This window comes from Methanosaeta sp. UBA458, from assembly GCF_002496085.1.
Lineage (GTDB): Archaea > Halobacteriota > Methanosarcinia > Methanotrichales > Methanotrichaceae > Methanothrix > Methanothrix soehngenii.
Genome location: NZ_DAIK01000004.1, coordinates 1 through 24,596, shown reverse-complemented (window position 1 = coordinate 24,596; position 24,596 = coordinate 1). Strand labels below are relative to the sequence as shown.

28 protein-coding genes, 2 tRNA genes and 2 pseudogenes are annotated in these 24,596 nt (G+C 52.6%); 12 read left to right on the top strand and 20 right to left on the bottom strand.

The annotated features are described in order from the left end of the window. Together BP822_RS00220 and BP822_RS00215 are read left to right on the top strand one after the other, a co-directional pair. A pseudogene (locus BP822_RS00220) lies at window positions 1-585 on the top strand (tetrahydromethanopterin S-methyltransferase subunit H); the annotation flags it as partial. A 35-nt stretch (window positions 586-620) separates the two neighbouring features. After that, window positions 621-1,268, top strand: a complete 648-nt coding sequence (locus tag BP822_RS00215) for a YkgJ family cysteine cluster protein (protein ID WP_273271715.1) — start codon at window positions 621-623, stop codon at window positions 1,266-1,268. 153 nt (window positions 1,269-1,421) lie between these two features. Here the strand turns inward: BP822_RS00215 and BP822_RS00210 are convergent, their stop codons facing one another. The 12 genes from BP822_RS00210 to BP822_RS00155 form a co-directional block, all read right to left on the bottom strand. Next, window positions 1,422-1,571 carry a hypothetical protein gene (locus tag BP822_RS00210; RefSeq protein WP_157863672.1) on the bottom strand — a complete coding sequence of 50 codons (150 nt, stop codon included), beginning with the start codon at window positions 1,569-1,571 and terminating at the stop codon, window positions 1,422-1,424. Window positions 1,572-2,104: 533 nt separating this feature from the next. After that, a complete protein-coding gene (locus tag BP822_RS00205; protein ID WP_013718856.1) occupies window positions 2,105-2,350 on the bottom strand; it encodes a hypothetical protein in 246 nt (81 codons plus the stop codon). A 27-nt stretch (window positions 2,351-2,377) separates the two neighbouring features. Next, window positions 2,378-3,337 carry a methanogenesis marker 12 protein gene (locus BP822_RS00200; RefSeq protein ID WP_273277883.1) on the bottom strand — a complete coding sequence of 320 codons (960 nt, stop codon included), beginning with the start codon at window positions 3,335-3,337 and terminating at the stop codon, window positions 2,378-2,380. Then, complete coding sequence (gene cofD, locus BP822_RS00195; protein ID WP_273277882.1) at window positions 3,328-4,272, bottom strand: 2-phospho-L-lactate transferase; 945 nt, start codon at window positions 4,270-4,272, stop codon at window positions 3,328-3,330. The genes BP822_RS00200 and cofD overlap by 10 nt, the downstream gene beginning before the upstream one ends. After that, window positions 4,223-4,792, bottom strand: coding sequence for a ZPR1 zinc finger domain-containing protein (locus BP822_RS00190; RefSeq protein WP_276839680.1), 570 nt, complete (start codon window positions 4,790-4,792; stop codon window positions 4,223-4,225). The genes cofD and BP822_RS00190 overlap by 50 nt, the downstream gene beginning before the upstream one ends. Further along, window positions 4,789-5,154, bottom strand: coding sequence for a cell division protein SepF (locus BP822_RS00185; RefSeq protein WP_013718852.1), 366 nt, complete (start codon window positions 5,152-5,154; stop codon window positions 4,789-4,791). The genes BP822_RS00190 and BP822_RS00185 overlap by 4 nt, the downstream gene beginning before the upstream one ends. Before the next feature lie 52 nt (window positions 5,155-5,206). Continuing rightward, window positions 5,207-5,386: a hypothetical protein gene (locus BP822_RS00180; protein ID WP_273272162.1), complete on the bottom strand. Its 180-nt coding sequence runs from the start codon at window positions 5,384-5,386 to the stop codon at window positions 5,207-5,209. A 5-nt stretch (window positions 5,387-5,391) separates the two neighbouring features. Then, window positions 5,392-6,393, bottom strand: coding sequence for a 7,8-didemethyl-8-hydroxy-5-deazariboflavin synthase subunit CofG (cofG, locus tag BP822_RS00175; protein WP_286877467.1), 1,002 nt, complete (start codon window positions 6,391-6,393; stop codon window positions 5,392-5,394). Beyond that, window positions 6,394-6,843, bottom strand: coding sequence for a UPF0179 family protein (locus BP822_RS00170; protein WP_013718849.1), 450 nt, complete (start codon window positions 6,841-6,843; stop codon window positions 6,394-6,396). Between the two features lie 69 nt (window positions 6,844-6,912). Then, window positions 6,913-7,944 carry an NAD(P)-dependent glycerol-1-phosphate dehydrogenase gene (locus BP822_RS00165; protein ID WP_349681834.1) on the bottom strand — a complete coding sequence of 344 codons (1,032 nt, stop codon included), beginning with the start codon at window positions 7,942-7,944 and terminating at the stop codon, window positions 6,913-6,915. A gap of 80 nt (window positions 7,945-8,024) precedes the next feature. Beyond that, on the bottom strand, window positions 8,025-8,783 hold the full coding sequence (locus BP822_RS00160; RefSeq protein ID WP_013718847.1) for an ABC transporter ATP-binding protein: 759 nt from the start codon (window positions 8,781-8,783) through the stop codon (window positions 8,025-8,027). Between the two features lie 185 nt (window positions 8,784-8,968). Beyond that, window positions 8,969-9,793: a F420-dependent methylenetetrahydromethanopterin dehydrogenase gene (locus tag BP822_RS00155; protein WP_013718846.1), complete on the bottom strand. Its 825-nt coding sequence runs from the start codon at window positions 9,791-9,793 to the stop codon at window positions 8,969-8,971. Window positions 9,794-9,869: 76 nt separating this feature from the next. On the opposite strand from BP822_RS00155, the gene BP822_RS00150 reads away from it, so the two are divergent. Then, window positions 9,870-10,112 (top strand): hypothetical protein, encoded by a 243-nt coding sequence (locus tag BP822_RS00150; protein ID WP_286859034.1) that lies wholly within the window; start codon window positions 9,870-9,872, stop codon window positions 10,110-10,112. A 481-nt stretch (window positions 10,113-10,593) separates the two neighbouring features. Then, entirely contained in the window at window positions 10,594-11,586 is a 993-nt protein-coding gene (locus BP822_RS00145; protein WP_286859036.1) for a hypothetical protein, read from the top strand. 410 nt (window positions 11,587-11,996) lie between these two features. On the opposite strand, the gene BP822_RS00140 is transcribed toward BP822_RS00145, so the two are convergent. The 3 genes from BP822_RS00140 to BP822_RS00130 form a co-directional block, all read right to left on the bottom strand. Beyond that, window positions 11,997-12,215, bottom strand: coding sequence for a hypothetical protein (locus BP822_RS00140; RefSeq protein WP_013718843.1), 219 nt, complete (start codon window positions 12,213-12,215; stop codon window positions 11,997-11,999). Window positions 12,216-12,397: 182 nt separating this feature from the next. After that, a tRNA-Asp gene (locus BP822_RS00135) sits at window positions 12,398-12,470 on the bottom strand. 8 nt (window positions 12,471-12,478) lie between these two features. After that, window positions 12,479-12,586 (bottom strand) — tRNA-Tyr (locus BP822_RS00130). Between the two features lie 113 nt (window positions 12,587-12,699). Here BP822_RS00130 and BP822_RS00125 point away from each other — a divergent pair. Together BP822_RS00125 and BP822_RS00120 are read left to right on the top strand one after the other, a co-directional pair. After that, the gene (locus tag BP822_RS00125; protein ID WP_013718842.1) at window positions 12,700-13,230 is read left to right on the top strand and encodes a metallophosphoesterase; all 531 of its coding nucleotides are present in this window, start codon (window positions 12,700-12,702) and stop codon (window positions 13,228-13,230) included. Further along, a complete protein-coding gene (locus tag BP822_RS00120; RefSeq protein ID WP_013718841.1) occupies window positions 13,227-13,682 on the top strand; it encodes a methylated-DNA--[protein]-cysteine S-methyltransferase in 456 nt (151 codons plus the stop codon). Before BP822_RS00125 ends, BP822_RS00120 begins: the two co-directional genes overlap by 4 nt. A gap of 28 nt (window positions 13,683-13,710) precedes the next feature. Here BP822_RS00120 and BP822_RS00115 read toward each other — a convergent pair whose 3' ends face one another. Genes BP822_RS00115 through pstB form a run of 3 tightly spaced genes read right to left on the bottom strand, consistent with a single transcriptional unit; the run spans window position 13,711 to window position 16,144 of the window. Next, window positions 13,711-14,715: a phosphate uptake regulator PhoU gene (locus tag BP822_RS00115; RefSeq protein ID WP_273277876.1), complete on the bottom strand. Its 1,005-nt coding sequence runs from the start codon at window positions 14,713-14,715 to the stop codon at window positions 13,711-13,713. A 7-nt stretch (window positions 14,716-14,722) separates the two neighbouring features. After that, window positions 14,723-15,376 (bottom strand): phosphate signaling complex protein PhoU, encoded by a 654-nt coding sequence (gene phoU, locus BP822_RS00110; RefSeq protein ID WP_273277875.1) that lies wholly within the window; start codon window positions 15,374-15,376, stop codon window positions 14,723-14,725. 21 nt (window positions 15,377-15,397) lie between these two features. Then, window positions 15,398-16,144 (bottom strand): phosphate ABC transporter ATP-binding protein PstB, encoded by a 747-nt coding sequence (pstB, locus tag BP822_RS00105; RefSeq protein ID WP_273271128.1) that lies wholly within the window; start codon window positions 16,142-16,144, stop codon window positions 15,398-15,400. A 179-nt stretch (window positions 16,145-16,323) separates the two neighbouring features. Here pstB and thsA point away from each other — a divergent pair, with 179 nt between their 5' ends. From thsA to dnaJ, 4 genes are all read left to right on the top strand, one after another. Continuing rightward, window positions 16,324-17,964, top strand: a complete 1,641-nt coding sequence (gene thsA, locus BP822_RS00100) for a thermosome subunit alpha (protein ID WP_276619993.1) — start codon at window positions 16,324-16,326, stop codon at window positions 17,962-17,964. A gap of 68 nt (window positions 17,965-18,032) precedes the next feature. Beyond that, window positions 18,033-18,554, top strand: coding sequence for a nucleotide exchange factor GrpE (locus tag BP822_RS00095; RefSeq protein ID WP_273271126.1), 522 nt, complete (start codon window positions 18,033-18,035; stop codon window positions 18,552-18,554). 88 nt (window positions 18,555-18,642) lie between these two features. Further along, window positions 18,643-20,511 (top strand): molecular chaperone DnaK, encoded by a 1,869-nt coding sequence (dnaK, locus tag BP822_RS00090; RefSeq protein ID WP_286877464.1) that lies wholly within the window; start codon window positions 18,643-18,645, stop codon window positions 20,509-20,511. A gap of 73 nt (window positions 20,512-20,584) precedes the next feature. Then, a complete protein-coding gene (gene dnaJ / locus BP822_RS00085) occupies window positions 20,585-21,748 on the top strand; it encodes a molecular chaperone DnaJ (RefSeq protein ID WP_273271122.1) in 1,164 nt (387 codons plus the stop codon). Here the strand turns inward: dnaJ and BP822_RS00080 are convergent. Further along, entirely contained in the window at window positions 21,729-22,349 is a 621-nt protein-coding gene (locus BP822_RS00080) for a YkgJ family cysteine cluster protein (RefSeq protein ID WP_286877463.1), read from the bottom strand. The two genes, dnaJ and BP822_RS00080, sit on opposite strands and share 20 nt — an antisense overlap. A gap of 84 nt (window positions 22,350-22,433) precedes the next feature. After that, the gene (locus BP822_RS00075; RefSeq protein WP_286877462.1) at window positions 22,434-22,979 is read right to left on the bottom strand and encodes a GMP synthase subunit A; all 546 of its coding nucleotides are present in this window, start codon (window positions 22,977-22,979) and stop codon (window positions 22,434-22,436) included. Window positions 22,980-23,069: 90 nt separating this feature from the next. Here BP822_RS00075 and fae point away from each other — a divergent pair, with 90 nt between their 5' ends. Both fae and BP822_RS00065 read left to right on the top strand, forming a co-directional pair. Continuing rightward, on the top strand, window positions 23,070-23,576 hold the full coding sequence (gene fae / locus BP822_RS00070; RefSeq protein WP_013718831.1) for a formaldehyde-activating enzyme: 507 nt from the start codon (window positions 23,070-23,072) through the stop codon (window positions 23,574-23,576). 377 nt (window positions 23,577-23,953) lie between these two features. Continuing rightward, a pseudogene (locus BP822_RS00065) lies at window positions 23,954-24,596 on the top strand (hypothetical protein); the annotation flags it as partial.

Genomic DNA, 24,596 nt, shown 5'->3' with positions numbered 1-24,596 from the left:
GAGATCGGAGTGGCTGACAGGGCCATCCATAACTCCATCAATGCCTCCATCACCCCCGAGGAGCTGGCAGCAGTCAAAGAGAGCGATCTGGACTCAGCGATCGTGCTCATCTTCAATGCCATTGAGAAGGGGACCAAGGGCAAAATGGAAATGATGAACAAGGCAGCAGGCGGCGCTCAGAAGCCTCTGATGGATTACGCAAAAGAGTGCGGCATCACCAGGCCTCTCATCGACACCGCAGCCATGCCCCTGGGAGCTGGATCCGGTGCAACCTACCGTGCCTGCATCGCAGTCAAGGCTATGTACGGCCTGCCGGTGGGCGGAGGATTCCACAACGGCGCTTCTGCCTGGGACTGGATGAAGAAGTGGAAAAAGCAGCATAAGGAGGCTTTTGCTCCTGTCGATATCGGCTCGAACCTGGTGGCCGGAATCGTCGGTGCTGACTACTACCTCTACGGGCCCATTGAGAACGCCCCCATGATCTTCCCCGCTGCGGCAATGGTGGATATCATGAAGGCAGAGTCCGCCCAGGAGCTGGGACTGGAAGTTCTGGCAGAGAAGCATCCACTGAAGACGACTCTCTAGGTCGCCTTCTCCTTTTCTTTTTTTTGAGGGGATTTATGCCCCGGGTTGTGGTAAAAGCCATATTTGGCAATATACGATTCAAGTGCCAGAGGTGCGGCTCATGCTGCCACCATAAAAGGCCTCTGGAGTTTGATGATCTCATCCCTGCAGAGCAGATAGAGGATTTTTGGAGAAGCTCCAACCTGATTTATCTCACTGAGAAGGATGTCCATGCCATCAGCAATAGGACTGGCATGAGGCCCCCGGACTTTGTGGATACTCTTTACGATTACAGTGAATGCTATGTGAAAATCGAGGACGAGGGCAGAAGGGTGATCCTCGACCTGCCGGTATTGAAAAGCAAAGAGGATACCACCTGCGTCTTCTACCAGGAGGGCTGCAGCATCTATTCCGTGCGGCCGATTGCCTGCCGGCTCTTTCCCTTTCGGGTGGAGGAGGAGACGCTGGACAATGGTGATATCCTTCTCAACATCAGCTACAATCCCACCTGTCCCGGGATTGGAAAGGGGAAGATGGTGGACAGAAAGAAGCTGGAGGGACTGGTGGCAGAGCAGTTCCTGCTGAGAACCGAGGATATCTCGCCTCATATCCAGAAGCTTAATTCCTCCGGAGAGATCGCCTCCGGGGCACGGATTTACAGAACTCTGCCCGGCAGAGGGAGAAAGAGATCCTCTTCGATTTGACCTATTATCGCCCCATTCTGCTCAGTTGAGAATTGGAGCTTGAGGGTGGCAGCATAGAAGGACGAAGAAGATCGTTCGGCCTTGGGTTCGGATTGGAGAATACGGCCAATCCGATCCCAGGCCGGGAGGTCAGATCTGGATGGATGGACTCATCTATGCCAGATGACCGGATAGTGCGGCAATCAAGAATATGATTGCGGATATGATGATGGCGTAAAAACCGCCGTCCTCTGATGTTAAAGATCCCTTGACCTGTACGTCCTTACCCACATTGGGTGGTTCATTCTGCGTAAAGCCCGTCATATTCATCTCCTGTGCTCTGGACCAATCTTCTCCCGGGCCAGTTCACAATTACGAGGCATGCATTCCGGTTATTTAAAGTTTTTCAGATAATAGACAATTTTCCAATTTATGAATTAATCTATCGATCTGAATTTTTCATTGATGCCACCAAATAGTAAATATCCATTTAACAAAAGGGTTAAATTGCTTTTTACCATTTTTACCATTTTTTACTTTTCACCCAAAGTCCGTTTGAGCCCCAAATCCATGCTGCACTGGGCGGAAGATCATCTGGCTGCCCAACATCTAGCAGCAAAAAGTTTATCATGGTCTGCACCTTAACTTGAATGGGATAATAATCAATTTCCGGAGGTGAGAAAAGATGGATATGATGTCTCAGATATACGCCATTATTCTATTTGGTGTGCTTGTCGTCGCCCTACCTACGCTCCTGAACAAGTGGTCTGATAGCAGGTCAGGAGTCAGGTAAAGATATGATTGCTTTTATTGCATAGTCCTGGCATCTGTCAGGACTATAATTATCATTCAGATGCTCATCTCATCTTGCACTTCTTGCCGTAATGAGGGCATCTGGTGTTGGTGCAGACATCACGCGATGCCTCGGTGAGATTGAGCAGAAGGATATCAAGGCGGTCGATCAACTCTGACCCCAATCCAGCAGCTTCTGCTCTGGCCATGGCAACCTCGACCTCCTCTTTTAGAACTTTAGCCTTCTCGCCCTTGATGTATGAAGCACGCTCCTCTAGATCCCGTATCTCTTTCTCGGTAATCGTCTCCATAAATTAGAGCTCTGTCCGCCGGACGGATCAACCTTCCTTTCCTGCCCTGACCCTCTCATCGACGGCAATCCCCAGGATATTCTCCTTTCCGGCGAATACATCCTCTGCTATCCTGGCGCAGCCCTGAGCAGCCGCCGATCTCTCCAGGGGGACGACCCTTCTATCCAGAAGGGCGGATACCCGGGGCTCGATCTCTCTTGCCGGGCTTCCGGCCAGGAAGAGCTGGGGACACTCAAGACCCCGGTCGCGGCAGAGGACCAGAAGGGCAGCCATCTCCATGGCAGCGAAGAGGGCGAGGGTCTCCATGGCCAGATGGCGCTCCTCCGGGGAGCATTGATCAAGCCCCATCCTTTTCATCTTGGAGAGGATCCCCCCCCAGTTGAAGGCCTGGTTTGCGGTCAGCTTTCCGGAGTCGACATCTCTTATCGCTTGAACGTCCAGGGGACCCTGCAAGAGGCCGGGTGCGAAGATAGGTGCATCTATGGCTGCCACGATCTCGCCCCTCAGCACGGCGAAGCTGACGGTATTGGAGCTGGCGTCGCATACGATGAAGCTGGAGCTACCCTGCCGGAAAACCCCATAGGCGAGGCCCACCTTCTCCGGGCTCATGCCGTGGCTGAAGACCTTCATCCTGGGATCGACATTGCTTGCGCGATGAATTCCGGGCAGGAGTATGGCCGGCCAGCCTGAGGCCCTGATGGCCTCGAATACCCGGGTACCCCCTCCCTGATGCAAGCCCGCACCATCCTGACTTATCAGCCCCCGGTTAAGTGCGTCCTCGAGCCGGACGATCCTGGTCAGGCCGTCGCCCATGGAGTAGGAGAGGGCAACCAGGTCCACCCTTTCCGGTCCCAGGCTCTCTTCAATCCGGGATAATATCTGCTCGTAAGAAAGATCAGCGGCCGAGCTGCGCGAGAGCTCATAGATTGAGCCCTTTTCACTGGCAAACCTGATAGCTGTGGTGCCGTGGTCTACGCCTAAGAACATCCGATCAAATCCAGCAAGCCTTTCGCCATTGCCAGACTCTCATTTTTTGTCCTCATAAGGGTTTTCATGCGCACGCAGTCCCCAGTGTAGTCGCTCTTTCCGTCGACCACAAAGATGTCTACCTTGCCCAAAAGTGCTGCCACTCCTTCATCGCTGGCCGGAACTCCCCGGGCCTCCATGAGCTTTGCTGCCGGGCCGCTAACGGGCTTATTTCCTACAAACGGGCTTATGGCCACTACCTTCTTTTTCTTCAGGCGATCTCGCACCCCGGCAAGGGCGAGGATTGGACCGATGCTGGTGACCGGATTGCTTGGACCGATGATGACGGTCTCCTCCCTCTCCAAGAGATCCAGGAATCCCTGGCAGGGGAGGGCCTCTTCCAATCCGGTGAAGGTCACGGATTCGACCCTCGGCCTTCCCTTGAGGCTCGCCCAAAAGTCCTGAAAGTGCATCATCCCCTCTGGAGTGCCGATAACCGTGGATACGATGTCATCGGTCATGGGGACCACCCTCTGCATGACCCCCAGGGCATTGGCTATGGCTTCTGTGGTCAGGCTGAGCTTGACTCCCCGGCGGAGGAGATTGGAGCGAAATATGTGCACTGCCCGGTCCTTGTCCCCAATGGTCAGCTTCTCGTCCACTCCCATCATGAGGAGGAAGTCGTGGGTTAATGTCCGGTCCCCCTTAATGCCCCACCATCGCTTCTCATCGATCATATCCGCCAGGGTATAAAGGACGGAATCAATATCTGGCGATATATAGTTTCCAGAAATCCAGAGGTCTTCGGCGGTGTTCACCGCAACAGAGAGCTCTTGGGGCAAAACGAGCTCCTTTAAGCCTCTCAGGAGCTTGGGGGTTCCTGTGCCTCCGCTTAAGACCAGCATATCAGACTTCCAAAAGCATGATGCCTGTCTGGAGGCGGGCCATGTCCTCATCCGTCAGGGGCGATACTTTCACCTTTTCTGAGGCTATGGCGCTGTTCCCCAGTGGATCCTCGATGATCAGGGTTATGGGAAACTCTCCTTTGCGAGCGAGGGCGATGCTCTCCAGGATCTCTTCTCCTCTCCGAGCGCCATCCTGGTTATCTGCCGCCCGGGCCTGGGAGGTGGCAAAACAGACTATCTCTTCGATTCGGTCCAGCACCCCTTCCACGTTGGAGACATATGAGTCGGAGGCATACCCCGGCTCTACGTCCACCCCAAGCTCTGGCACTCGAATCGTTCCGCTTGATGAGCGAATGACCCTGACGTTCAGATCTTCTATTGTCTGGACCGCCAGGGTATTTCTCACCGGCTCCTTCTGGGTCAAAAGAATGGTATCGCTATGCCGGAAGCCGCATTCGCAGACCCCGGCGATCAGCATGGCCTCGCCGAAATATGGTATATCCTGCGTCTCCCAAGAGAACTGCATCTGGGCAGAGCATACAGGGCAGTTGGCATTGGTTGTAATATTCAATCCTTTCCTCCGACCACTTTTTCTCGGTCAATCTTTATGCCCTTTGGAACCAGAACTATCAGGTCGTCGCCGATGCCAGCAATGTCTCCGGATACATCCTCGACTGCCTTCTTCAGCTCGCCGATCGCTCTGTCCAGGGCGGCTTTATCCCTCTTCAGGCCGGCGATGTCCGCAAGGACTATATTGCCGTTGTAGATCTCCTGCTTAACCTCAGGCAGAACCTCAATCCGTCCCATCTCCGCCACCCGCAGGATGATCTCATTCGAGCCCCTGGGCTCTTCGAACTGGCTTAAATCCACCTCTATGTAATCCTGCTCGCTGGACTTTCCAATGAGCTTGAGCTTTTCCAGAAATCCTGCCATTTAAGAATCCCTCAAAGAAAAATGTGTATTATTATATTTATATTTAACGCAGCTACATATCATCCAGCTTCAATCCCACGATGCCCATGGCCACGATGAAGAGCAGGATTATTATGGCAAAGCTTGATCCTCTCTCTCCTGCAGGGAGGGTCATCTGCGCCCCCAAAATGAGGATGATCATCAAGAGCACCAGACCGGTGCTCAGCCCTATCTCAAGATATTTCTTCTTCACAAAACTCACCACCATTCCCTGGAAGATATACTTTTTCGCCGCAGACCGTCCTCGCTGGCCAGGGCAGCAGTCAGCCTTCGGGTCTTTGAGCCATGCCATCCTCTCCTTATGAACCTTGGGTATACGGGCAGCCTTTCCTTCAGCTCATAGGCGAAAAGGCTCCTTTTCAGCTCCTCTTCCCTCGGCCAGGAGCTATTTGGATTTATCTCATCTCGGGTTATGGGACTGATCCCCCCCAGATCGTCCGCTCCTGCCTCTATCAGGGGCAGAGGGTCAGCCAGGTTGGGCGGGACCTGGACCGCTACCTCTCGAGGGAGTAGTTCGCGGGCAAGTCTTACCGTCCGGACCAGATCCTCCCGCTCGGGCCGGGGATGGGTTGACATGGCAGTTCCTGACTTGGGGTCGAAGGGCTGCACAATGACCTCCTGAATATGGCCATGCTCATCATGAAGTCGGGATATGGCCTGAATGGATTGGATTCTGTCCTGCCAGCTCTCTCCTATGCCCACTAAAATGCCGGTGGTAAAGGGGATATGCAGCCTGCCCGCCCTGGCAATATGCTCAAGGCGCAGCTGCGGATTCTTGCCGGGAGATTGCTCATGGGCATCGAGTGTGGCACAGCTCTCCAGCATCAGCCCCATGGAGGCATTATAGGGCTGCAAGGTGGCCAGATCCTCTTCTGAGAGGAGCCCAGCGTTGGTATGAGGTAGAAGATCATGCTCTATCGCCAGCTCGCATAGCTCTACCAGGTAGCCCAAAAGATCCTCTCTGCCCTCTCCTGCCAGCATCAGATGAAAGCCTTCCACCTCCTCCGGCCTCTCTCCCAGGGTGAATAGGGCCTCGGAGCAGCCATGATCTCGCCCCTCTTCCAAAAGTTGCTGGGCAGCAGACCGGCGGATCAGATGGGCCTCATCCAGGTTTCTTCGAAAAGAGCAGTATTGGCAGCGGTTGCGGCAGAGGTTGGTGACGGGCAAAAAAATATTTTTGCTGTAAGTTATCCGCTTCATCTATCGGCGAAACTCCACCAGCTTCAAGATATTCCCCCGAGGGCAGTCCTCCGGCGCCTCGCCCACCACCTCTACAATGGTGCACTTTTCTCCATCCTTCAGCCCGATGGGATGGCATATATCGTACATGCTGCAATTATAGTCATCGCATTTCATGGCCTCAAATACGATCTTGGATCCGGGGAATGCCTTTCTGGCATCGAAGGCCGCAATTATTGGGCTTTCTGCTACCTCCACTGCCCTGACTCCTGCCTCATGAATGGGGCACTCATGCACCAGCTCTCCGCGCGTTCCCAGCACCCGGTAGCGCCTCCTCGGCTCCAGATTGATGCAGGTATTCCTCAGCTTGCAGGATTCGCATTCGGGAGTGGGGCCCATGAAGGTGAACTCCATGCCAATGCTGGCAAGCTTTGTTCCAATCAATGTGATTTGGGTAGATGCTTCGGACATATTTCATTCTCCTTTTATTAATCATTATTATCCAATTATTATATATTTCATTGAGGTCGGTTTACCATACTAAATCACTCCCGTTGCCTCGGCCGCTCTGGCGGCTGCATCCCGGTTCAGTCCTGAGTCCAGGATGGTATAGCGCTCCGGCCTGATCCTATGGGCATTGACCAGGGCCTCTACCACGGTTTCTGCATCCAGCCCGATCTGGTCGGCTGAGGTGGGAGCTCCCACCTGGGCCAGTGCCTCTCTTATCATCTTCCAGTCTTTGCCGTGCAAATACATCATCATTATGGTTCCCAGGCCGCAGAGCTCACCATGCAGGCCCCTTCTCGGTGCTATGCGGTTGATCGAATGGGCGAACTTATGCTCCGAGCCGCTTGCCGGCCGGGAGGATCCGGCAATGCTCATCGCCACCCCGCTGGAGATCAGAGCCTTTACCACGATCTTGGCCGATTCCTCCAGCCCTGGCCGGATATCAGAAGCACGCTCGACGATCATTTTAGCGGTCATGCCGGAGAGGGCGGAGGCATACTCGCTGAACTCCTCGCTTCTCAGTCGGTGAGCAAGCTGCCAGTCCAGGATGGCGGTGTAGTTGGAGATTATGTCTCCGCAGCCGGCGGCCAGAAGCCTGGCCGGAGCCCGAGCTATTATCCCGGTGTCAGCGACGATGGCGAGGGGTGATTGGGCGGGCAGGGACACCGCCTCTCCGTTAACCGTCAATGAGGCCTGGGAGGAGCAGATGCCATCGTGCGAAGCGGCGGTGGGCAGGGAGAGGAAGGGAATATTCGTTCTCATGGAGGCGATCTTGGCTATATCGATGGATCTGCCCCCACCAGCGCCGATGAGAAAGCCGGCCTTAATCTCCCTTGCCCTGGCCTCTGCGCGATCCACCTCCTCAAGCTTTGATGCCGTGCAGATGAGGGTTTGGGGCTCGAAACCTCCTGAGTTCAGCAGCTCTAATATGGTCTTTCCCACCACATCATCGGTATGAGGCCCGGTGACGATGAGTCCGGGCCCCTCCAGATGCAGATAAGAGCAGATCTGGGGCAGCTCCAATATCGCCTCGTTTCCCACGGCCACTATCCGCGGCAGCTCCATCCATCTCGATCCAGTCAACCGACTCACCCGCTTAGAAATGAGGTTAGAATTAGTGCTCTTTGGCGATATAAAACCATATCTCAGCAGCTGGCAATCTCAGTGCGCAGGTCGCAGAGGATGCGATCCCTTATCTGGTTGACCTCAGTGCTGGTCCTAGTCCTGGGCCTGGGGAGGGGGATCTGAATTATATCCTTTATCCTTCCCGGCCGGGCAGACATGATCACTATTGCATCCGCCAGATATATGGCCTCGTCAACGCTGTGAGTGACGAATAGTACCGTCTTCTTCTCCTCCTCCCAAATTCTGAGCAGCTCAGACTGCATGGTATTTCGGGTCTGAGCGTCCAGGGCTCCAAAAGGCTCATCCATGAGCAGGGCCTTGGGGTCGTTGACCAGAGCTCTGGCGATGGCCACCCTCTGCTTCATTCCCCCGGAAAGCTCATGAGGATAGCGCTTCTCAAATCCCTCCAGGCCGACCATCTTCAGATACTGTCTTCCCCTCTCCTCTCTCTTGGCCTTATCGATGCCCTTGAGCTCCAGGCCGAATACGGTGTTATCCAGGATTGTCCGCCAGGGAAAGAGGGAGTACTCCTGGAAGACCATGCCCCTCTCAGGCGAAGGGCCTACTATGGGCTCTCCATCTATTGTGGCGGCGCCAGAGGTGGGCGCCTCCAGGCCGGCCACTATGCGAAGCAGCGTTGTCTTTCCGCATCCCGACGGTCCTATGAAGCAGACGAATTGATTCTCTTCGATGGTCAGGTTGATGTCATGCAGAGCCTCCATCTCCTTGCCATCTGCGAAAAAGTGCTTGTATACCCCTTTGATCTGCAGCAGAGCCATTATCTGGGAACAGGCAGTAGGATGCTTTATCTCTTTCCATAGAGAAGACAGGTGAGCAAATCAAGGGGAAGGCAGCCTTCCATCCCAGAAGCGTGTAGGGGCAGGGCTGCGTTTCTTCCTTTACTGAAATGAAGCTTTCTCATATGGCTATTTATCCTCAACCCGCGCGGGGCGAAAGTATTTGCCTAGATCTTCTCCGGCTTATCCAATAGGCTCAGCTTTTGCATGAGCTCTCCCGTTCTGGCATGGGGTTGGCGAGAAACGGTATCATTCGACTTTTCCAGCTCTCTGGCCTCATCAGCCAGACGGGCAGCAGCCCGCATGACCTCGTGCCCTGCTGCAGCGGTGAGGGCGATCGGCTTCAGCTCCTTTAAGCGGAAGCAGGCTGCGGCATCTATGCTGGCAACAGTCTGAGCCATATAAAGGGCGCCCATCGCTTTGGCCTGGGCATAGGGATTAGAGAAGTGCATTCTCTCGGCGCACTTCTCCGGGGTGGCAAGAATTGTGGGCAGCTTGGCCTGTCCGGAGATGATGCTGGCTATGGTCCTGTCCAGTTCCTCCTCCACCAGACGGATGGCTCCGCAGGCGGCCAGGACGCGCAGGGCATCGGAGTTGAAGAGTGCCATCTCCGCTGGATCAAGGAACTCCCTCTTCGCTCCGATGAGGGGATCCATGGGAAGAATGATGTAGCCGTAGCCTTCGGCTGATAGAGCCTCTCTTGCCTCCTTTTTGCTCGGACCGTCGGAGATGATGATAGTTGGAATGCCACGGTACGCCTCCCGAGCGGCGGTGGGGCCTGCGGTAGCAGCATTGGGGCTGCTGATAACCACCAGTTGAGGCTGCCAGGCCTTCAGCTCTTCTGCACCCTTCCCTTCCTTCTCAGTCATCTTGGGGCCGAAGCTGATGATCTTGAACTCTATATCCGTTCTCTCTGCGATCTCATCCAGGGATAGATCGATAGCCGTAGATGTGGCTATGTTTCCCAGCTTCACAAAGCCGATCTTGAACATGCCGGTAGGGAAGTCATGGGGAAGATAAAAGGATTTTGTTTTCCAATGCGGATAATTGCCGGCAGCCGATCGTCGGATGGAATCTTGGATCTGGGCTTTCCCGCTTCAAAGGCAGGTTCAGGCCTTTGATCATCAGGAGAGAGATGCACGCATAGCCGCAAAAGCACCCAAGATCCTGCCAATTGCCCAGAGAGAGGTTCGGAAGCTGCAGCAGGCCGATGAGCCAAAGGATGAAGCTGGGACCCTTGAGAGAGCTGCCAGGCTGGAAGATCTGCATATCTGTCAGATGGAGAAGCTGAAAAGAACCAAAGAAGAGTGATAAGGTTTATCATTACTGGATGGCCTCATAAAGAGAAGGCGGCAAGATCCTGAACGTGCATTTTGAAAACTGCAAAAAAATGGACCATGAGACGGCTTTGCAGATAGCCTGGAAGCTGAAGGCTGAAGCCGTAGGCTCTCGAATAATTATAATCAATTTTTATAATTTTGTAATGCCCTAGAATCGACTTTCACCTTCCCCGATTGCGGCGATCTCTCTGGCGGCGCTGAATGCCAGGCAAGGTACATGGAGCCGTTGGTGGATCTAGACTCTTATCAAAGCAATCCTCACGTAGGATTCTGGTGAGGCGAACGACCTTTAGACTCCTATAAGGGTCTGTTGCCATGAAATACTTGAAAATTCATAGTTTTAGGTGCATACTGTAATTTCATAGATGCCTTCCAGGGGAGTGTTTTTGCCTCCCTCCCCGTGTTAGAGAGGTCTATGATAGTTTTAAATTGGAGGGAATGAATTAGCAATCATGCCTCGATTGATAATAGAAAAAAGAAGAAATTTGGGATTAATCCCGGAAGTTGTCGGATATCTATCGAGTACTTCTGCACCAGATTACATATATACTGATTATAAAGTGAGACATCCTGCTGGTGTCTTTGGACTGGCTACTTACTATGTGATAATGGATTTCATTGATTTGCTAAAAGAGCTTGAAGAGAATCAACTTAATTATAATGATATAAACATCTTGGATAGAAAATTTAGAAGTTTGCTTAATAACTTCTTTAAGTTTTATGACTCGTGCTATGAAATTATGCTTGGTTGTTGTAAACAACATATTCCTCCATCCGAAAACGAGTTTATTTGGAGATGGCTGGAAAATGAAAGAAGGCACCCCGATCAAATCTACCGTGTTGGGACTGAATTCCATAATGGTACAAAGAACGAGCTGAAATATTTTAGGGAACTCTACAACAAATTGAAGCATACAAGCAATACCATCCACGAAGAGTATTTTCAGGATAGATCCCATGTTATTATGGGATTCTATATGGAAGCTGTTGCTGGTGTAAGAACCGTTGGCCCGGATGACCACATTCATCCCAGGCATAATGGGAATGTTAAGTCTGCAAACTCTTATAATTTTAAGTTAAGAGAGCTATATTATTTAATATATTTTATATCCGATGAGCTTAAAAAGGCTCTGGAAATGCATTACTTTGACGTATATGGCCTACATCTTGAATTTGATGAGAACTTAAACTCTGATGGCAGAATGAATGATCAGAAATGGAGAGACTTATTGGAGCGAATCAAGAGACTGCCCCAGGATTATTACCCAAATGAGTTTGGCGAGAATCTCTATAATGTTCGGGAAGAATCTGATAGATTAATATTCGAGGAGGGAATAGCTGGACAGACGGATTTAAATGGGCACTTTGGCGGCAAGCAGAGGTTAGATGGGTTCACATCAACAATAGTCCTGCCTTATGTGTCAAGAGATACGTTTAGACCATAACTGCGATCGAAATGGAGATTCACCAGATTTAGCCATATCCTGGATTTGTTAAATCAAACTTGCGTGCTGCCACCCCGCCTTAGAGGATGGAGTAGCTTCGGGCCGCACGCCCTCACATCCGGTTTTATGGAATCCCTAAATCGTCGGGCTTTCGTTGACCAGATCCCCTTGATCAGAATTATCGTAACTCTATTTAAAACTCTGTTTTAGGTTCCCAGAGAGTCGGGGTGAGAGATCCTTGCGGGGCAGCTGCAGTTACGCAGCGTGACCACATTAAGCATCTGCTTTATTTCAGGGCTATTTCACCGGTTAGCCTGCAAAAAGCCGGCATTTCCGCAGGTGCTTGGCCGTGGTTGTGAAGGGAAGGCAGGATAGTGATCTCGGGCGGTATAATGATGCTTGAAATTATCCTACCCTTCCAAGCAAAACTCTTGAGGCCATAGCCCTTTTTCTTTAGGGTCCACGCCTTCAACTTCGAAACGGCATCGGATCATCTCATCAACCTCCGAGAGCGGAACCCTAAAGACCTCTGCCAGAATCTCCTTGGCGGCTTCCAGCTCCATAGCCTTCAGATCACGGTGCACTACCCTATTTTGCTGCCTGATTAGCTGCTCAAGGACTCCTGCCATAGATAACTTGTACTGCGTGCAAGATTAAGTAGATTTGCCAGAAAACAATATCAACAAACCATTTTTACATAATAGAATGTATGAATAAGATACAAATGGGCAAATCAAGGAAAGTGTGTTCAGATCTCAGAGAATAGCCAAATGAAATCGTTTTCTTAGGCTAATTCTTACAGGAAATAAAACGCCCGGACCGGGATTCGAACCCGGGTCGAAGGCTCGACAGGCCTTCATGATGGGCCACTACACCATCCGGACACAACAGATCCCGCCTCCCAGATTCGAACCGGGGACATCGCGGTGACTGCGCGTAGCACCTCTACGGTGCGAGACATACTACAGCCGCGCACTCTACCAGGCTGAGTTAAGGCGGGCCTCTCGCTACCAGGTTAGTTCTTGTACTTAGATCTTTCGGGCTGGCCCAGATGCGACTGCGAGCATGAGCGCAACTGATAAGAATGCTCCAATTGTGGCATAAAGGGATCTTATGTTGATTGGTATTATGTCCGATGCCCATGACCGATTTCAGGGCGTCAAGGATGCCCTGAGGGTCTTCTCCTCCAGAGGTGTCTTTATGATCCTCTTCGCCGGAGATATGATCGGCTCAGGCAACTGCTATACCTTCGAGGGCCTGAATATCCCCATAAAGCTGGTGTATGGCAACAACGATGGGGACCGGGTGGGCCTGGCCAAGGAGTTTGCCCGGGTGGGCGGTGAGTATCTGGGAGACTTCGGAGAGGTTGAAGTGGATGGCTTGAAGATCGCCCTTATGCATGGCACAGAAGAGCCTCTGGTGAGGGCAGTCCTGGCATCCCAGCTCTATGACGTCCTCGTCCGTGGGCATAACCACATCTTTGAGGTATCCAGCCATGGCAGGACCCTGCTGGTCAATCCGGGAGAGATCTGGGGCCACCTCACTGGCTACTCTACCGTCGCCATCTTCGACACCACCAGCAGGGAGGTGGAGCGGGTGGAGCTCGGCCGGTTTAAGACCTACAGGGAGATCATCAAGGGATGACTAAAGGCGCTTTTGTCACTGCCCTTGACCTCTACATCATTGTGGAATGCTCGGGGCAGAAGGTCAAACGAATCTATCTCTCCCAAGGGAGCCCGGACGAGCCCTCTCACCTTGCGGAGAGAATTGCCGCTCATTTGGAGAAGGGTGCGCCCTGTCCCTCTCCGGATCTGGATATTTCCAGAAGCACTGATTTTCAAAAGAGGGTATACTCAGTGGTGCGGGGGATAGGGCGGGGAAAGACTCTGACCTATGGGGAGGTTGCCTTTCTTGCCCAATGCCCGAAAGGCGCAAGAGCTGTGGGAAGTGCCATGGCCACAAATCCATTCGCCATACTCGTTCCCTGCCATCGTGTCGTTGCCCGGAAAGGCTTGGGGGGCTTTGCCTGGGGTCTGGAGGTCAAAGAGAGGATGCTGGCCCTGGAGAGGAATGATGCAGCGGAAATGACGAAATGAAAACGAAGCAGAGCGATCTGTTCCGCAATCAACCCTTCTCCGCCTGCTTCGTAGAGTGACTGAGGTTGATGGTCAGCTCACCGATGTTCATGATATAGTCGAACATCCTCTCCAGGCTGGCAGCCAGGACAAGACGCTCCAGCATCTCCGACTTTCCCAGGCTGTCCGAGGTTACTGTTATCCTCGCGGCGCTCTTTTGGATCTCTCGGATCAGATCTATCATCTCATTGGCCTTGTCTGAGTTGGTCTGCAGTAGATAAGATATGGCGTCGTCGATAAATCCGCACAGCTGAACCTCCATATCCATCAGCTCCTCTTTCAGGTCATCAGCCAGAGTGCAATTGTACTCTCTGGCGATCTGGGCAATCCTATGGGCGTGATCGGCAATGCGTTCCAGGTTTGAGGCCGCCTGCATGTAGTTGAACGCATGGATGGGGTTTTGTGTCTCCTGCTTAACCGAACCAGTCCTGAGTATCTCGGTGAACTGGCGGGAGATGAGAAGGTTGAGCCGGTCCACATCGTCATCCCTCTGAATCACATCCATTGCCAGTTCATCCTGGTTGTTGTTCAATAGGCTGGTAAAAGAATCATGAATCATGGATTTGACCACTGTCCGGATCCTCCTTAAGGCCTTCTCGGACTGAAGCTCCTCTGAGCTCAAAAGGTCCTGAATTACCACCTTATTGATGGTCTCCTCTAAAATCTCAGGCCCTATGAGCTTGTTTACGATCTGATGCAGATCCTTCTTCTGGGCAGATGACATATGAGGGCTTGTGACCTCAATGATCCTGTAGCCGCCAACATAGCATCCGATGATGTCTCTGATCAGATCATCTCCCGTCTTCTCCCCTATATCCAGCTTCACTCTCAGATCCCTCTCCGAGCGATCGGTGGATAGGGTTAAAGCCCCGTTATCCCCCTGATTGATGTAGACTATTGAGCCAGCGGCAATCCCGTTCTTCGTGGCCCAGGTTTTGGGGAGGGATACGATGAATGTGGACTTGCCGGTCCTCTGCACCTTTCTGGTGTCCATGAACCTCCTAATTCAGGTGTTCCCTTTTTGCTTCCACTATGTAGACGATTGTCTCACAGATGTTGCAGATGTGGTCGCCCGTCCTCTCCAGATGCCTGTTCACCATGAGCAGCGAGGTCCCTTCCTTTATCACTTCAGGCTGATCGATTATGATTTTCAGAAGCTTATCCCTTGCCTTGACATACAGCCCATCGATCTCATAATCCCACTTGGTGATCTGCCGGGCCATATCGGCGTCGTCGTTCATCAGGGCCTCCATCGATTCCCTGAGCATCTTTCTGCTGATCTCCGCCATGCGCGGTATGAACTCCAGCTTGGTTATCTCGTTATGGGACTGGGCGGCAACTCGAGCTATATCCACAGCCAGATCTCCTATTCTCTCCAAATCTATGCCTATCTTCAGGATTCCTATGATCCTCCTCAGATCCCTGGCCATGGGCTGCTGAAGCACCAGGAGCTCCATGCATAGGTTCTCGATCTTGATGCTCAGGTCGTCCACTTCCTGATCATTCTTTATGATCTCTCGTGCCAGGTCAACATTTGAATCGGACAGGGCGATAACGGATTTTTCTATGGCCTCGCCCACATGATCGGCGAGATCCTTTGTCAAGCTTTTCAGATCTGAAAGATCTTTGCGATACCGCTGTCTATAAGGGATCATTCGCTCCTTCCCCACCAGGACTCATCCAAACCGTCCGGTGATATAATCCTCGGTGCTCTTCATCTCGGGCATTTCAAAGACATGCTTTGTCTCTCCTACCTCGATCAGCTCACCGAGAAGGAAGAAAGCAGTGATGTCAGAGATCCTGGCAGCTTGCTGCATGTTGTGAGTGACTATTATCTGGGTGTACTCTTCCTTGAGGCTCTCCATGAGGCTCTCGATCTTGCCGGTTGAGATCGGATCTAATGCACTGCAGGGTTCATCAAATAAGATAACATCAGGCCGCATGGCCAGGGTCCTGGCGATGCATAGCCTCTGCTGCTGGCCACCGGATAGGCCCAGAGCAGGCTGGTCCAGCCTCTCGCTGACCTCCTCCCAGAGGGCGGACTCCTTCAGGCTGCGCTCCACTATCTTGTTAACATTTTTTTGTCCATGAATCCGGGGGCCGTAGGCGATGTTGTCATAAATGGACATGGGAAATGGATTAGGCTTTTGGAATACCATACCTATTCTCTTGCGCAGCTCTACCACGTCTGTATCTTTTCCATAGATGTCCATATCATCATAAAAGACCTTGCCTTCGATTCGAACGCTAGTTACGAGATCGTTCATCCGATTCAGGCAGCGAATAAATGTCGACTTTCCGCAGCCTGATGGGCCGATGAGAGCAGTTATCTGCTTTTCCGGTATCTTCAGGGAGATGTCCTTGAGAGCCTGCTTCTCCCCATACCAGAGGTTCAGGTTTTCCGAGACTATCTTAGAGGTCAAAGCATATCCCTTTTAGCGTTATCTGCATATGTGCATCCTTGATTGAGGACTCGCTATATAGTTCTTCCTATATAGACTATATGTTAACTGAGCTAAATAACAATGAAGATAGCAATCACGCGAATTCTTTATATAGAACTTTAAACTCGTACTAAGAAAAAGTCGGGGAGGACTAAGGTTTGGCAGGTTTGAGCGGAGTACCAGTAATCATAATGAAGGAAGGAAGCGAGCGTGAGAGCGGAAAGAATGCTCAGCACAGGAATATTCTAGCAGCAAAGGCAGTCGCAGAGGCTGTGCGGACTACTCTTGGGCCTAAGGGCATGGATAAGATGCTCATCGATGGCAGCGGTGATGCTACTATAACCAATGACGGAGCTACAATCCTCAGAGAGATGGATATAGAAAATCCTGTGGCCAAGATGATCGTAGAGGTGGCAAAAGCCCAGGATGATGAGATTGGGGACGGAACCACCACCGCAGTGATAATTGCCGGAAAGCTGCTGGAGAAGGCGGAAGCACTCTTGGAGCAGGATGTCCACCCCACGGTTATTGTGCAGGGATACAAGCAGGCGGCCGCCAAGGCGCAGGAAGTATTGAAGAAGATGGCAATAGATGTCTCCGGAGACCAGGAGATGCTCCTGAAGATCGCCCGGACCTCTATCAGGGGAAAAGGCACTGAGATGGCCCTAGATAGGCTCTCTCAGATATCCGTGGACGCCGCGCGGGCCGTGGTGGGATTTGAGGGCAAGGACATTGAGGAGAATATCAAGATGGTCCATATTCCTGGAGGCAGAATTGAGGAATCATCCATAAACTACGGCATTGTGCTGGAAAAGGAGAGAACCTCTCCTCAGATGCCGAAGTCAATCAAAAATGCCAGGATTATGCTTCTTGAGGGCACCTTAGAGCTGAAAAAGCTGGGAACTGATGCCAAGATTACCATAACTGAGGCCAAGAATCTATCCTCTTTCAAGGAGGGCGAGGAGAAGATCATCAAGGAGCAAGTCGACGCCATTATAGCTACTGGTGCCAATGTGGTCTTCTGTGAGAAGGGAATTGGAGTGTTCGCCCAGGGCTATCTGGCTAATCGCGGAATCCTGGCTGCCCGTCGGGTTAAAAGAGAGGATTTGAAGATGCTGGCCCTGGCAACAGGGGCGAAGCTGGTGGGAGATGTAATGCAGCTGCGGCCAGAGGATTTGGGATCTGCAGCCCTGGTAGAGGAGAGACGGGTGGGCAAGGAAAAGCAGATGATCTTCGTTGAAGGCTGCGAGAAGGCCAGAGCTATTTCAATCATCCTTCATGGGGTCTCTGATCAGCTCTTAGAAGAGATGGAAAGGGCTCTGGACGATTCGCTCAATGTGGTCATGGATGTCATTCGGTCCGGAAAGATCGTCCCTGGTGGAGGAGCCCCGGAGATCCTGGTGGCTGAGAATCTGAGGCAGTATGCCTCCACTCTGGAAGGGAGGGAGCAGCTGGCCATCAGAGCCTTTGCCGATGCCGTGGAGGCCATTCCATTTACCCTGGCCGAGAACTCAGGATTCGATCCTGTGGATTCTCTTGCCGCTCTGAGAGCCAAACAAGGCGAGGGCAAGATCTATGGATTGGATATCGCATCCGGCAAGCCAGCGGATATGATGGCCCAGGGTGTGGTGGAGCCTTTAAAGGTGAAGACCCAGGCCATTAAGTCTGCAGCGGAAGCCGCTACCATGGTCCTTCGGGTGGATGACGTCATCGCCGCCAAGAGGGAGGAGATGACGCCCAAACCCGGTCAGAGCCCTCATGACTACACCATGCCCCAGATGCCAATGCCTCACTATTGAGGGAACCAGGCGGCTTTTGCCTATCCTCCCTTTTGATCAAATGAACAATGATACTTCGGGTGGAGCAAATGGATGACGATACAGCAGTAAGCGCTCAGGATGAAGAGGAGGATGAAAGCTCCTTAACTGCCAGAATAGATGAGCTGGAAGGGAAGCTGGTGGAGATGCGGATCCTGTCTGAGGAGCGCCTCGATCAATTGATGCGCTGCCGTGCAGATCTCGACAATCTGATGAAACGATCTGTTCGGGAGAAGGAGGATACAGTTAGATATGCATCAGAAAAGCTCGTCCAAAAGCTTCTCCCCGTGCTCGACAGCCTCGAGCAGGCGGCAAAGCATGACGAGGGCCAAAAGGTGCTCCATATGCAGCTTCTGGGAGTACTCTTTACGGAAGGTCTCGTTCCCATTGAAGCGGTTGGCAAGAAGTTCGATCCCTACCGGCATGAAGCCTTATTTCAGGTGAAGAAGGATGATCTGGAAGAGGACATAGTGGCCGAAGAGATACAGAAAGGCTATCTCTTCAACTCTCGGGTCATTCGCTTCTCCAAGGTCGCTGTGAATAAGCCCCTGAAGGCAGAAGGCTGTAAATAGGGCGGGTTGAGATACAATTGGAAAGATATGATGATAGGTTTAAATATTTACAGAGTAGTAGCATTTACTAAGTTCAGGAGATGAAATCTTGTCAAAAATTATTGGTATTGATCTTGGAACCAGCAACTCGGCAGCAGCAGTTCTGATCGGCGGCCGGCCCACAATAATTCCCAGCGCAGAAGGGACAAGCATCGGTGGCAAGGCTTTTCCATCCTATGTCGCCTTCACCAAAGATGGTCAGGTTCTGGTCGGCGAGCCGGCAAAGAGGCAGGCTGTAACCAATCCAGATGGAACCGTCCAGGGAATAAAAAGGAAGATGGGCACGGACTACAAGGTCAGGGTTTTCGACAAGGAGTACACCCCTGAGGATATCTCCGCCCAGGTCTTGCGAAAGATCAAGACCGACGCCGAGACCTATTTGGCTGACAGCGTGGATAAAGCGGTGATCACCGTTCCCGCCTACTTCAATGACAACCAGAGGCAGGCGACGAAGGATGCTGGAACCATCGCTGGCCTGGAAGTCGTTCGCATAATAAATGAGCCTACTGCAGCCGCCCTCGCCTTCGGCCTGGATAAGGTGGGCGAGCATAAGATCATGGTCTTCGATCTGGGCGGAGGCACGCTGGATGTCACCATAATGGAGATCGGCGAAGGAGTTTTCGAGGTCCTGTCCACATCGGGCGACACCCAGTTGGGTGGTCGGGATATGGATGACCGGCTGACCAACTATGTGCTGGACAGGTTCAAGCAGGAATCTGGAGTCGATCTGCGTGGCGACTCCATGGCCATGCAGCGTCTGAGGGAAGCAGTGGAGGTAGCGAAGATAGAGCTATCCAGCGTCCTGCAGACCAACCTCAATCTGCCCTATATCACCGCCGATGCCAGCGGCCCCAAGCATCTGAGCATGACCATAGCCCGCTCCAAACTGGAGGAGCTGGTAGCAGATGTGCTGGAGCGCTGCCGTGGTCCCATGATCCAGGCTCTTAAAGACTCCAAGCTGGAGAAGTCCGATATCGGCAAGATCATCCTGGTGGGCGGACCGACCAGGATGCCAATGGTCCAGGAGTTCGTTAAGAACTTCCTTGGAAAGGATATCGAACGAGGAGTGGATCCCATGGAATGCGTGGCTATGGGGGCAGCGATTCAGGCGGGCGTCCTGGGTGGAGAGGTCAAGGATCTACTGCTATTAGATGTAACGCCTCTCTCTTTGGGTATAGAGACCCTGGGAAGCGTCACAACCAAGCTGATCGAGAGGAACACTACCATTCCCACCAGAAAGAGCCAGGTATTCACCACCGCTGCCGATAACCAGACCAGCGTTGAGGTCAATGTCCTTCAGGGAGAGAGGCCCATGGCCCAGGATAATGTCTCATTGGGAAGGTTCACCCTGGTCGGCATCCCTCCTGCGCCAAGAGGCATACCTCAGATCGAGGTCACATTCGATATCGATGCCAATGGCATCATTCATGTCTCAGCCAAGGATCTTGCCACCAAGAAAGAGCAGAGGATCACCATCACCGCTCCCCATAAGCTGAGCCAGCAGGATATCGACGCCAAGATCAAGGATGCTGAGAGGTTTGCCGCCGACGACCTGAAGAGAAAAGAGGAGATCGAGGTCAAGAATGCTGCTGAATCTCTGATCTATGCCTCGGAGAAGATGCTCAAAGAGGCAGGCGACGTAGCCACAAGCGAGCAGAAGGAGAAGATCGAGAAGGCCATCAGCGACCTGAAGAACGCCCAGACCGGCGGAGAGATCTCCGAGATCAAGGCCAAGACGGAGAGCCTGCAGAACGCAATCTACGAGCTGTCTGCCGCCATGTACCAGAAGGCGGCGCAGGATCAGCAGGCCCAGCAGGGACAGGCAGGCCAGGGCTCAGGCCCGGAGGCGGGTCAGGATTCCACAGGGCAGGATCAGACGGTGGACGCAGATTACGAGGTAGTAAACGATAAGAAGTAAATTGGAGAATAAACTATAAGGAAGAAAAGGGTGCTGGAAGACAGGGAAACCAGAAGAAGGAACTGACTGTACCATGCCGGATAAGAAGGACTACTACGATGTGCTTGGGGTATCCAAGGATGCCAGCGAGAAGGATATCAAGACCGCCTACCGCAAGCTCGCCATGAAACACCACCCCGACCGGTCAGACGATCCCGGGGCGGAGGAGATGTTCAAGGAGCTTTCTGAGGCTTATGCGGTCCTGTCCGATCCGGATAAGCGGCAGAAGTACGACCAGTTCGGCCATGCAGGAATCAACAGTCAGTACTCGCAAGAGGACCTGTTCCGCGGAGTGAACTTCGAGGATCTTCTTCGGGGCTTTGGCGCGGGCGGAGAGAGCATCTTCGATATGTTCTTCGGCGGTGGGGGAGGACGTCGGGGGCCGGCCAGGGGCCGGGATCTGCGCTATGATATCGACCTGACCCTGGAGCAGGCGTCACGCGGCCTGGAGACGACTATAGAGGTTCCGCGGACGGAAAACTGCCCCAAGTGCCAGGGCAGCGGGGCTAAGCCCGGCACAAGCCCAGTGACCTGCAGCACCTGTCGGGGCTCGGGCCAGGTAACCCGGGCCCAAAACACCCCCTTCGGCCAGATGGTCACCTCCTCCACCTGTCCCAAGTGCGGCGGCCGGGGAGAGCTCATCACCAGCCCCTGCGAGGACTGCAGCGGCACGGGACGGGCAAGAAAGGCTCGCAAGATCAATATCAAGATCCCGGCGGGCGTGGAGGACGGCCAGCACCTCAAGCTCCGCGGCCAGGGGGATTCTGCCGGCCCCAAGGGCGTCTCCGGCGATCTTTATGTGGTCATAAATATCCAGCCTCACAGACTCTTCCAGCGGTTGGATAGCGATCTGATCATGGAGACTCCCATCAGCTTCACTCAGGCTGCCTTGGGAGCGGATCTGGAGGTTCCCACCCTGAACGGTCGGGCCAGGATCAAGGTGCCTGCAGGAACTCAGACCGGAACGGTCTTCCGCTTGAGAGGAAAAGGCATGCCCAGGCTGCATGGCACCGGCTCAGGCGATCTGCATGTACGGGTCAAGATCAACACTCCCGCCTCTCTCACCGCCAGGCAAAGGCAGCTATTGGAGGAGCTGGCAGAGGAGTTCGGCGAGGCGAAGCGATCTTCCACTGAGAAGGAGAAAGAGAAAAGCCTCATCGATAAGATCGTAGACGAGGTTAAGAGCGCTGTGCAGTGAAAAGGGGGATTTTATGCTCTCCCTCGCTATCATGTATGATGCAGCAGTTGCCCTCTTTGCACCCGCCCCGCTGGAAGTCCTGGTATTTTTTGGTGAGCGCTATTGCCTCCACAATCTCAGTGATATGGCGCAAGATGAGCTGCCCGGCGATCTCTTGGGCCGCATCCTCATTTATTCTCATCCCCAGGCCGGGGCATTCCGAGCAGCGTAGCTCGCCCTCCACCAGGTAGAATGGATAGGTGCGGCAGAGAAAGGGGCGCTGGCCATAGATAGTGCATTGCCCCTCATCATAAAACCGGCAGCGCAATCCCTCTTTTTTGAGCCTCCACTCCAGGGTATGGAAGTTGCCGTTGTTGTCCCATTCACCCTCTTCCGGCGGCTGGGCTACCTCCAGCCAATCCAGCTCCCTCTTCGCCATGATTCGCCTTACCTCAAAGGGAAAGACAACCACGCTGTTATCATCGCCCCGGCAGCATTGGCCGCAGCCCAGGCACTGAAATCCGATCCTCTCGATCTGGCCGGCCAGGGACCGGGCCGAGAGGCGCCTAGCTGCGGCGTATGATTGCTCAAGATCTGCTAACAAAAGATTCTTATCGGGCATGAAGATCACACATCCATATTGGACGTCCCGTCACTTAAGAAACGGTTCTGGGCGTGCAGTCATCCCCCCGGGACTCCGTCGGAATCATCTTTTGCATATGTTTATAAAATTATCCAGAAGCTCTTCACCATGCTCAGTGTGCACCACCTCTGGATGCCACTGCACTCCATACAGAGGCCTATTGCGATGCTTCATGGCCTCGATATCACAGATCCTGGAGGTGGCGAGCCTCTGGAACTGAGAAGGAAGCAGTGACACCTGGTCGGCATGAGATGCCCAGGTTTTGAACTTTGCCGGAAAGCCTTTCAGGATGTCGTCTTCATCGATCAGCTCCACATCCACCTGGGCATAGCCTCCAATGCTTCCTGCCGTAACCTGACCACCAAAGGTGGTGCCCATGATCTGCATGCCCAGGCATATCCCCAGGATGGGAATGTCAAGCTTCAAAAGATAATCGCGACAGTTTCCGACGCGATCCAAGGATGGTCCTCCTCCAAGTATCAAGCCGTCGGCATCGATATCTTCTGGTGGCGTCTGGTTGGAGGCGAGGTCACAGTCCACCTTATCCCGTATGCTGCGCCTGATGAGGTGATTGAACTGTCCATAGTTGTTGATTACGATCACTCGCATTAATGCATAAATGCATTGCATTATGATGATATAATTTTTGGCCCACTGCTTAGATTACAAATTTATATGAAAAAGACCAAAAGGTTGGTTATGTCGCAATCTTTTCAGAGGGTACTTGTTGGTGAAGCACTGGTCGGAGAGGGGCCCGAGGTAGCGCATATAGATCTGGTTATGGGACCAAGGGATAGCCCGGTGGAAAAGGCATTTGTGAGGGCACTTGCATCGCCATCCCGGGGCCATACGCCATTGTTGGCCGTCCTTGCCCCCAATCTGCCGGTTAAGCCCTCGACCCTGATGGTCAACAAGGTCACCATAAAGAATGCCCAGCAGGCAATAATGGTCTTTGGCCCTGTGCAGGCAGCAGTGGCACGAGCTGTGATGGATTGCGTCGAGTCGGGAGTACTGCCCGAGGAGTTGGCGGACGATCTTTTTATAATAGTGTCTGTATTTGTGGAGTGGGATGCAAAAGATAAAGATAAGGTTTATGAATATAATTATCAGGCCACGAAGATTGCCATAGAACGCGCAGCGAATAGAGAGCCAAAGCCAGGGGATATTCTGGCCGCGAAGAGCACTGCGAAGCACCCCTTTGCTTGAAATCATCCATCTGCTCTAGATCTATACGGGAATCACAGAGGTTTCACATGAGATTGATCCCCGAAGAGATCTTGATAGAGCCTCTATGTGAAAAATAAGTTCATAATCTCCTGATGGAAGATCTGTGAGATATCAAATGAGCCATTAGATGGAATGCAGAGCAAGAATCAGAATAGGGGTCCAGATAGGGATCAGATGGTTGATGAAATGATAAATCGGATGATAGTTCTCGGCCATGAAGGCCGTTGGAAGGAAGTGGGATAGGAGAGGAGAGTGATGATATGCGTAAAAGGGATAAGGATAGTGAGTATACAGTTAATGTTAAATTAAAAAAAGTGCTGAATCATAGATACAAGAAGCAATTTCTTGTTCTTGCTATGATCCTGTCTGTGAGCGTGCTCTTGAGTGCGTTCGCTTATGCGCAGGAACAGCCTGGGGGATTTCCCGAGGGGATAGGTTTCCCTGAGCAGGTTGATTCTGCATTTTCAGATATTGCAAATCAACCGCCATCGATCAGAAGCGTCGAGCCAGACAAGCCCAGCCCCCAGCCTATGGGCACCGCTATAAAATGGACGGTTCGGGCGGAGGACCCTGAGAACGATCCAATATCGTATATGTTCCAGCTAAAGGATTCTGCTACATGGGTCCCATTGACGCAATGGATAGATGAGAACACCTGGACATGGAACACGGCTGCATTGGAGCCGGGAAACTACCAGATCAGAGTCTTAGTGAGAGATCCAATGCATACCAGTGGGGACTTCAAGCTCGATGAGAGGATAATAGACTATCAAATAACAGCTCCCCAGGTCCCGGCAGAGGTCAGTGCGCCTGCAGCCGTTCCCGAATTGGAACAGGCTCCTGTGATTGAACAGCCGATAGTGCAGGCCCCTGAGCAGATAGCAGCGCCGGTAAATCAGCCTCCTCAAGTGCTGAGCCTTAATGCCGATCTAGCCAGTCCCCAGATTGCTGGTGCAGCGGTGACCTTCATCGCGGCAGCATCCGATCCGGAGAACGATC

What these genes read in the sequence shown, in the direction of transcription:
- BP822_RS00215 (WP_273271715.1), top strand. Translation starts at nt 621, where the DNA reads ATGCCCCGGGTTGTGGTAAAAGCCATATTTGGCAATATACGATTCAAG.
- BP822_RS00210 (WP_157863672.1), bottom strand. Translation starts at nt 1,571, where the DNA reads ATGACGGGCTTTACGCAGAATGAACCACCCAATGTGGGTAAGGACGTA.
- BP822_RS00205 (WP_013718856.1), bottom strand. Translation starts at nt 2,350, where the DNA reads ATGGAGACGATTACCGAGAAAGAGATACGGGATCTAGAGGAGCGTGCT.
- BP822_RS00200 (WP_273277883.1), bottom strand. Translation starts at nt 3,337, where the DNA reads ATGTTCTTAGGCGTAGACCACGGCACCACAGCTATCAGGTTTGCCAGT.
- cofD (WP_273277882.1), bottom strand. Translation starts at nt 4,272, where the DNA reads ATGAGGACATGGCCCGCCTCCAGACAGGCATCATGCTTTTGGAAGTCT.
- BP822_RS00185 (WP_013718852.1), bottom strand. Translation starts at nt 5,154, where the DNA reads ATGGCAGGATTTCTGGAAAAGCTCAAGCTCATTGGAAAGTCCAGCGAG.
- cofG (WP_286877467.1), bottom strand. Translation starts at nt 6,393, where the DNA reads ATGAAGCGGATAACTTACAGCAAAAATATTTTTTTGCCCGTCACCAAC.
- BP822_RS00170 (WP_013718849.1), bottom strand. Translation starts at nt 6,843, where the DNA reads ATGTCCGAAGCATCTACCCAAATCACATTGATTGGAACAAAGCTTGCC.
- BP822_RS00165 (WP_349681834.1), bottom strand. Translation starts at nt 7,944, where the DNA reads ATGGAGCTGCCGCGGATAGTGGCCGTGGGAAACGAGGCGATATTGGAG.
- BP822_RS00160 (WP_013718847.1), bottom strand. Translation starts at nt 8,783, where the DNA reads ATGGCTCTGCTGCAGATCAAAGGGGTATACAAGCACTTTTTCGCAGAT.
- BP822_RS00155 (WP_013718846.1), bottom strand. Translation starts at nt 9,793, where the DNA reads ATGTTCAAGATCGGCTTTGTGAAGCTGGGAAACATAGCCACATCTACG.
- BP822_RS00150 (WP_286859034.1), top strand. Translation starts at nt 9,870, where the DNA reads ATGGAATCTTGGATCTGGGCTTTCCCGCTTCAAAGGCAGGTTCAGGCC.
- BP822_RS00145 (WP_286859036.1), top strand. Translation starts at nt 10,594, where the DNA reads ATGCCTCGATTGATAATAGAAAAAAGAAGAAATTTGGGATTAATCCCG.
- BP822_RS00140 (WP_013718843.1), bottom strand. Translation starts at nt 12,215, where the DNA reads ATGGCAGGAGTCCTTGAGCAGCTAATCAGGCAGCAAAATAGGGTAGTG.
- BP822_RS00125 (WP_013718842.1), top strand. Translation starts at nt 12,700, where the DNA reads ATGTTGATTGGTATTATGTCCGATGCCCATGACCGATTTCAGGGCGTC.
- BP822_RS00120 (WP_013718841.1), top strand. Translation starts at nt 13,227, where the DNA reads ATGACTAAAGGCGCTTTTGTCACTGCCCTTGACCTCTACATCATTGTG.
- BP822_RS00115 (WP_273277876.1), bottom strand. Translation starts at nt 14,715, where the DNA reads ATGGACACCAGAAAGGTGCAGAGGACCGGCAAGTCCACATTCATCGTA.
- phoU (WP_273277875.1), bottom strand. Translation starts at nt 15,376, where the DNA reads ATGATCCCTTATAGACAGCGGTATCGCAAAGATCTTTCAGATCTGAAA.
- BP822_RS00095 (WP_273271126.1), top strand. Translation starts at nt 18,033, where the DNA reads ATGGATGACGATACAGCAGTAAGCGCTCAGGATGAAGAGGAGGATGAA.
- dnaJ (WP_273271122.1), top strand. Translation starts at nt 20,585, where the DNA reads ATGCCGGATAAGAAGGACTACTACGATGTGCTTGGGGTATCCAAGGAT.
- BP822_RS00080 (WP_286877463.1), bottom strand. Translation starts at nt 22,349, where the DNA reads ATGCCCGATAAGAATCTTTTGTTAGCAGATCTTGAGCAATCATACGCC.
- BP822_RS00075 (WP_286877462.1), bottom strand. Translation starts at nt 22,979, where the DNA reads ATGCGAGTGATCGTAATCAACAACTATGGACAGTTCAATCACCTCATC.
- fae (WP_013718831.1), top strand. Translation starts at nt 23,070, where the DNA reads ATGTCGCAATCTTTTCAGAGGGTACTTGTTGGTGAAGCACTGGTCGGA.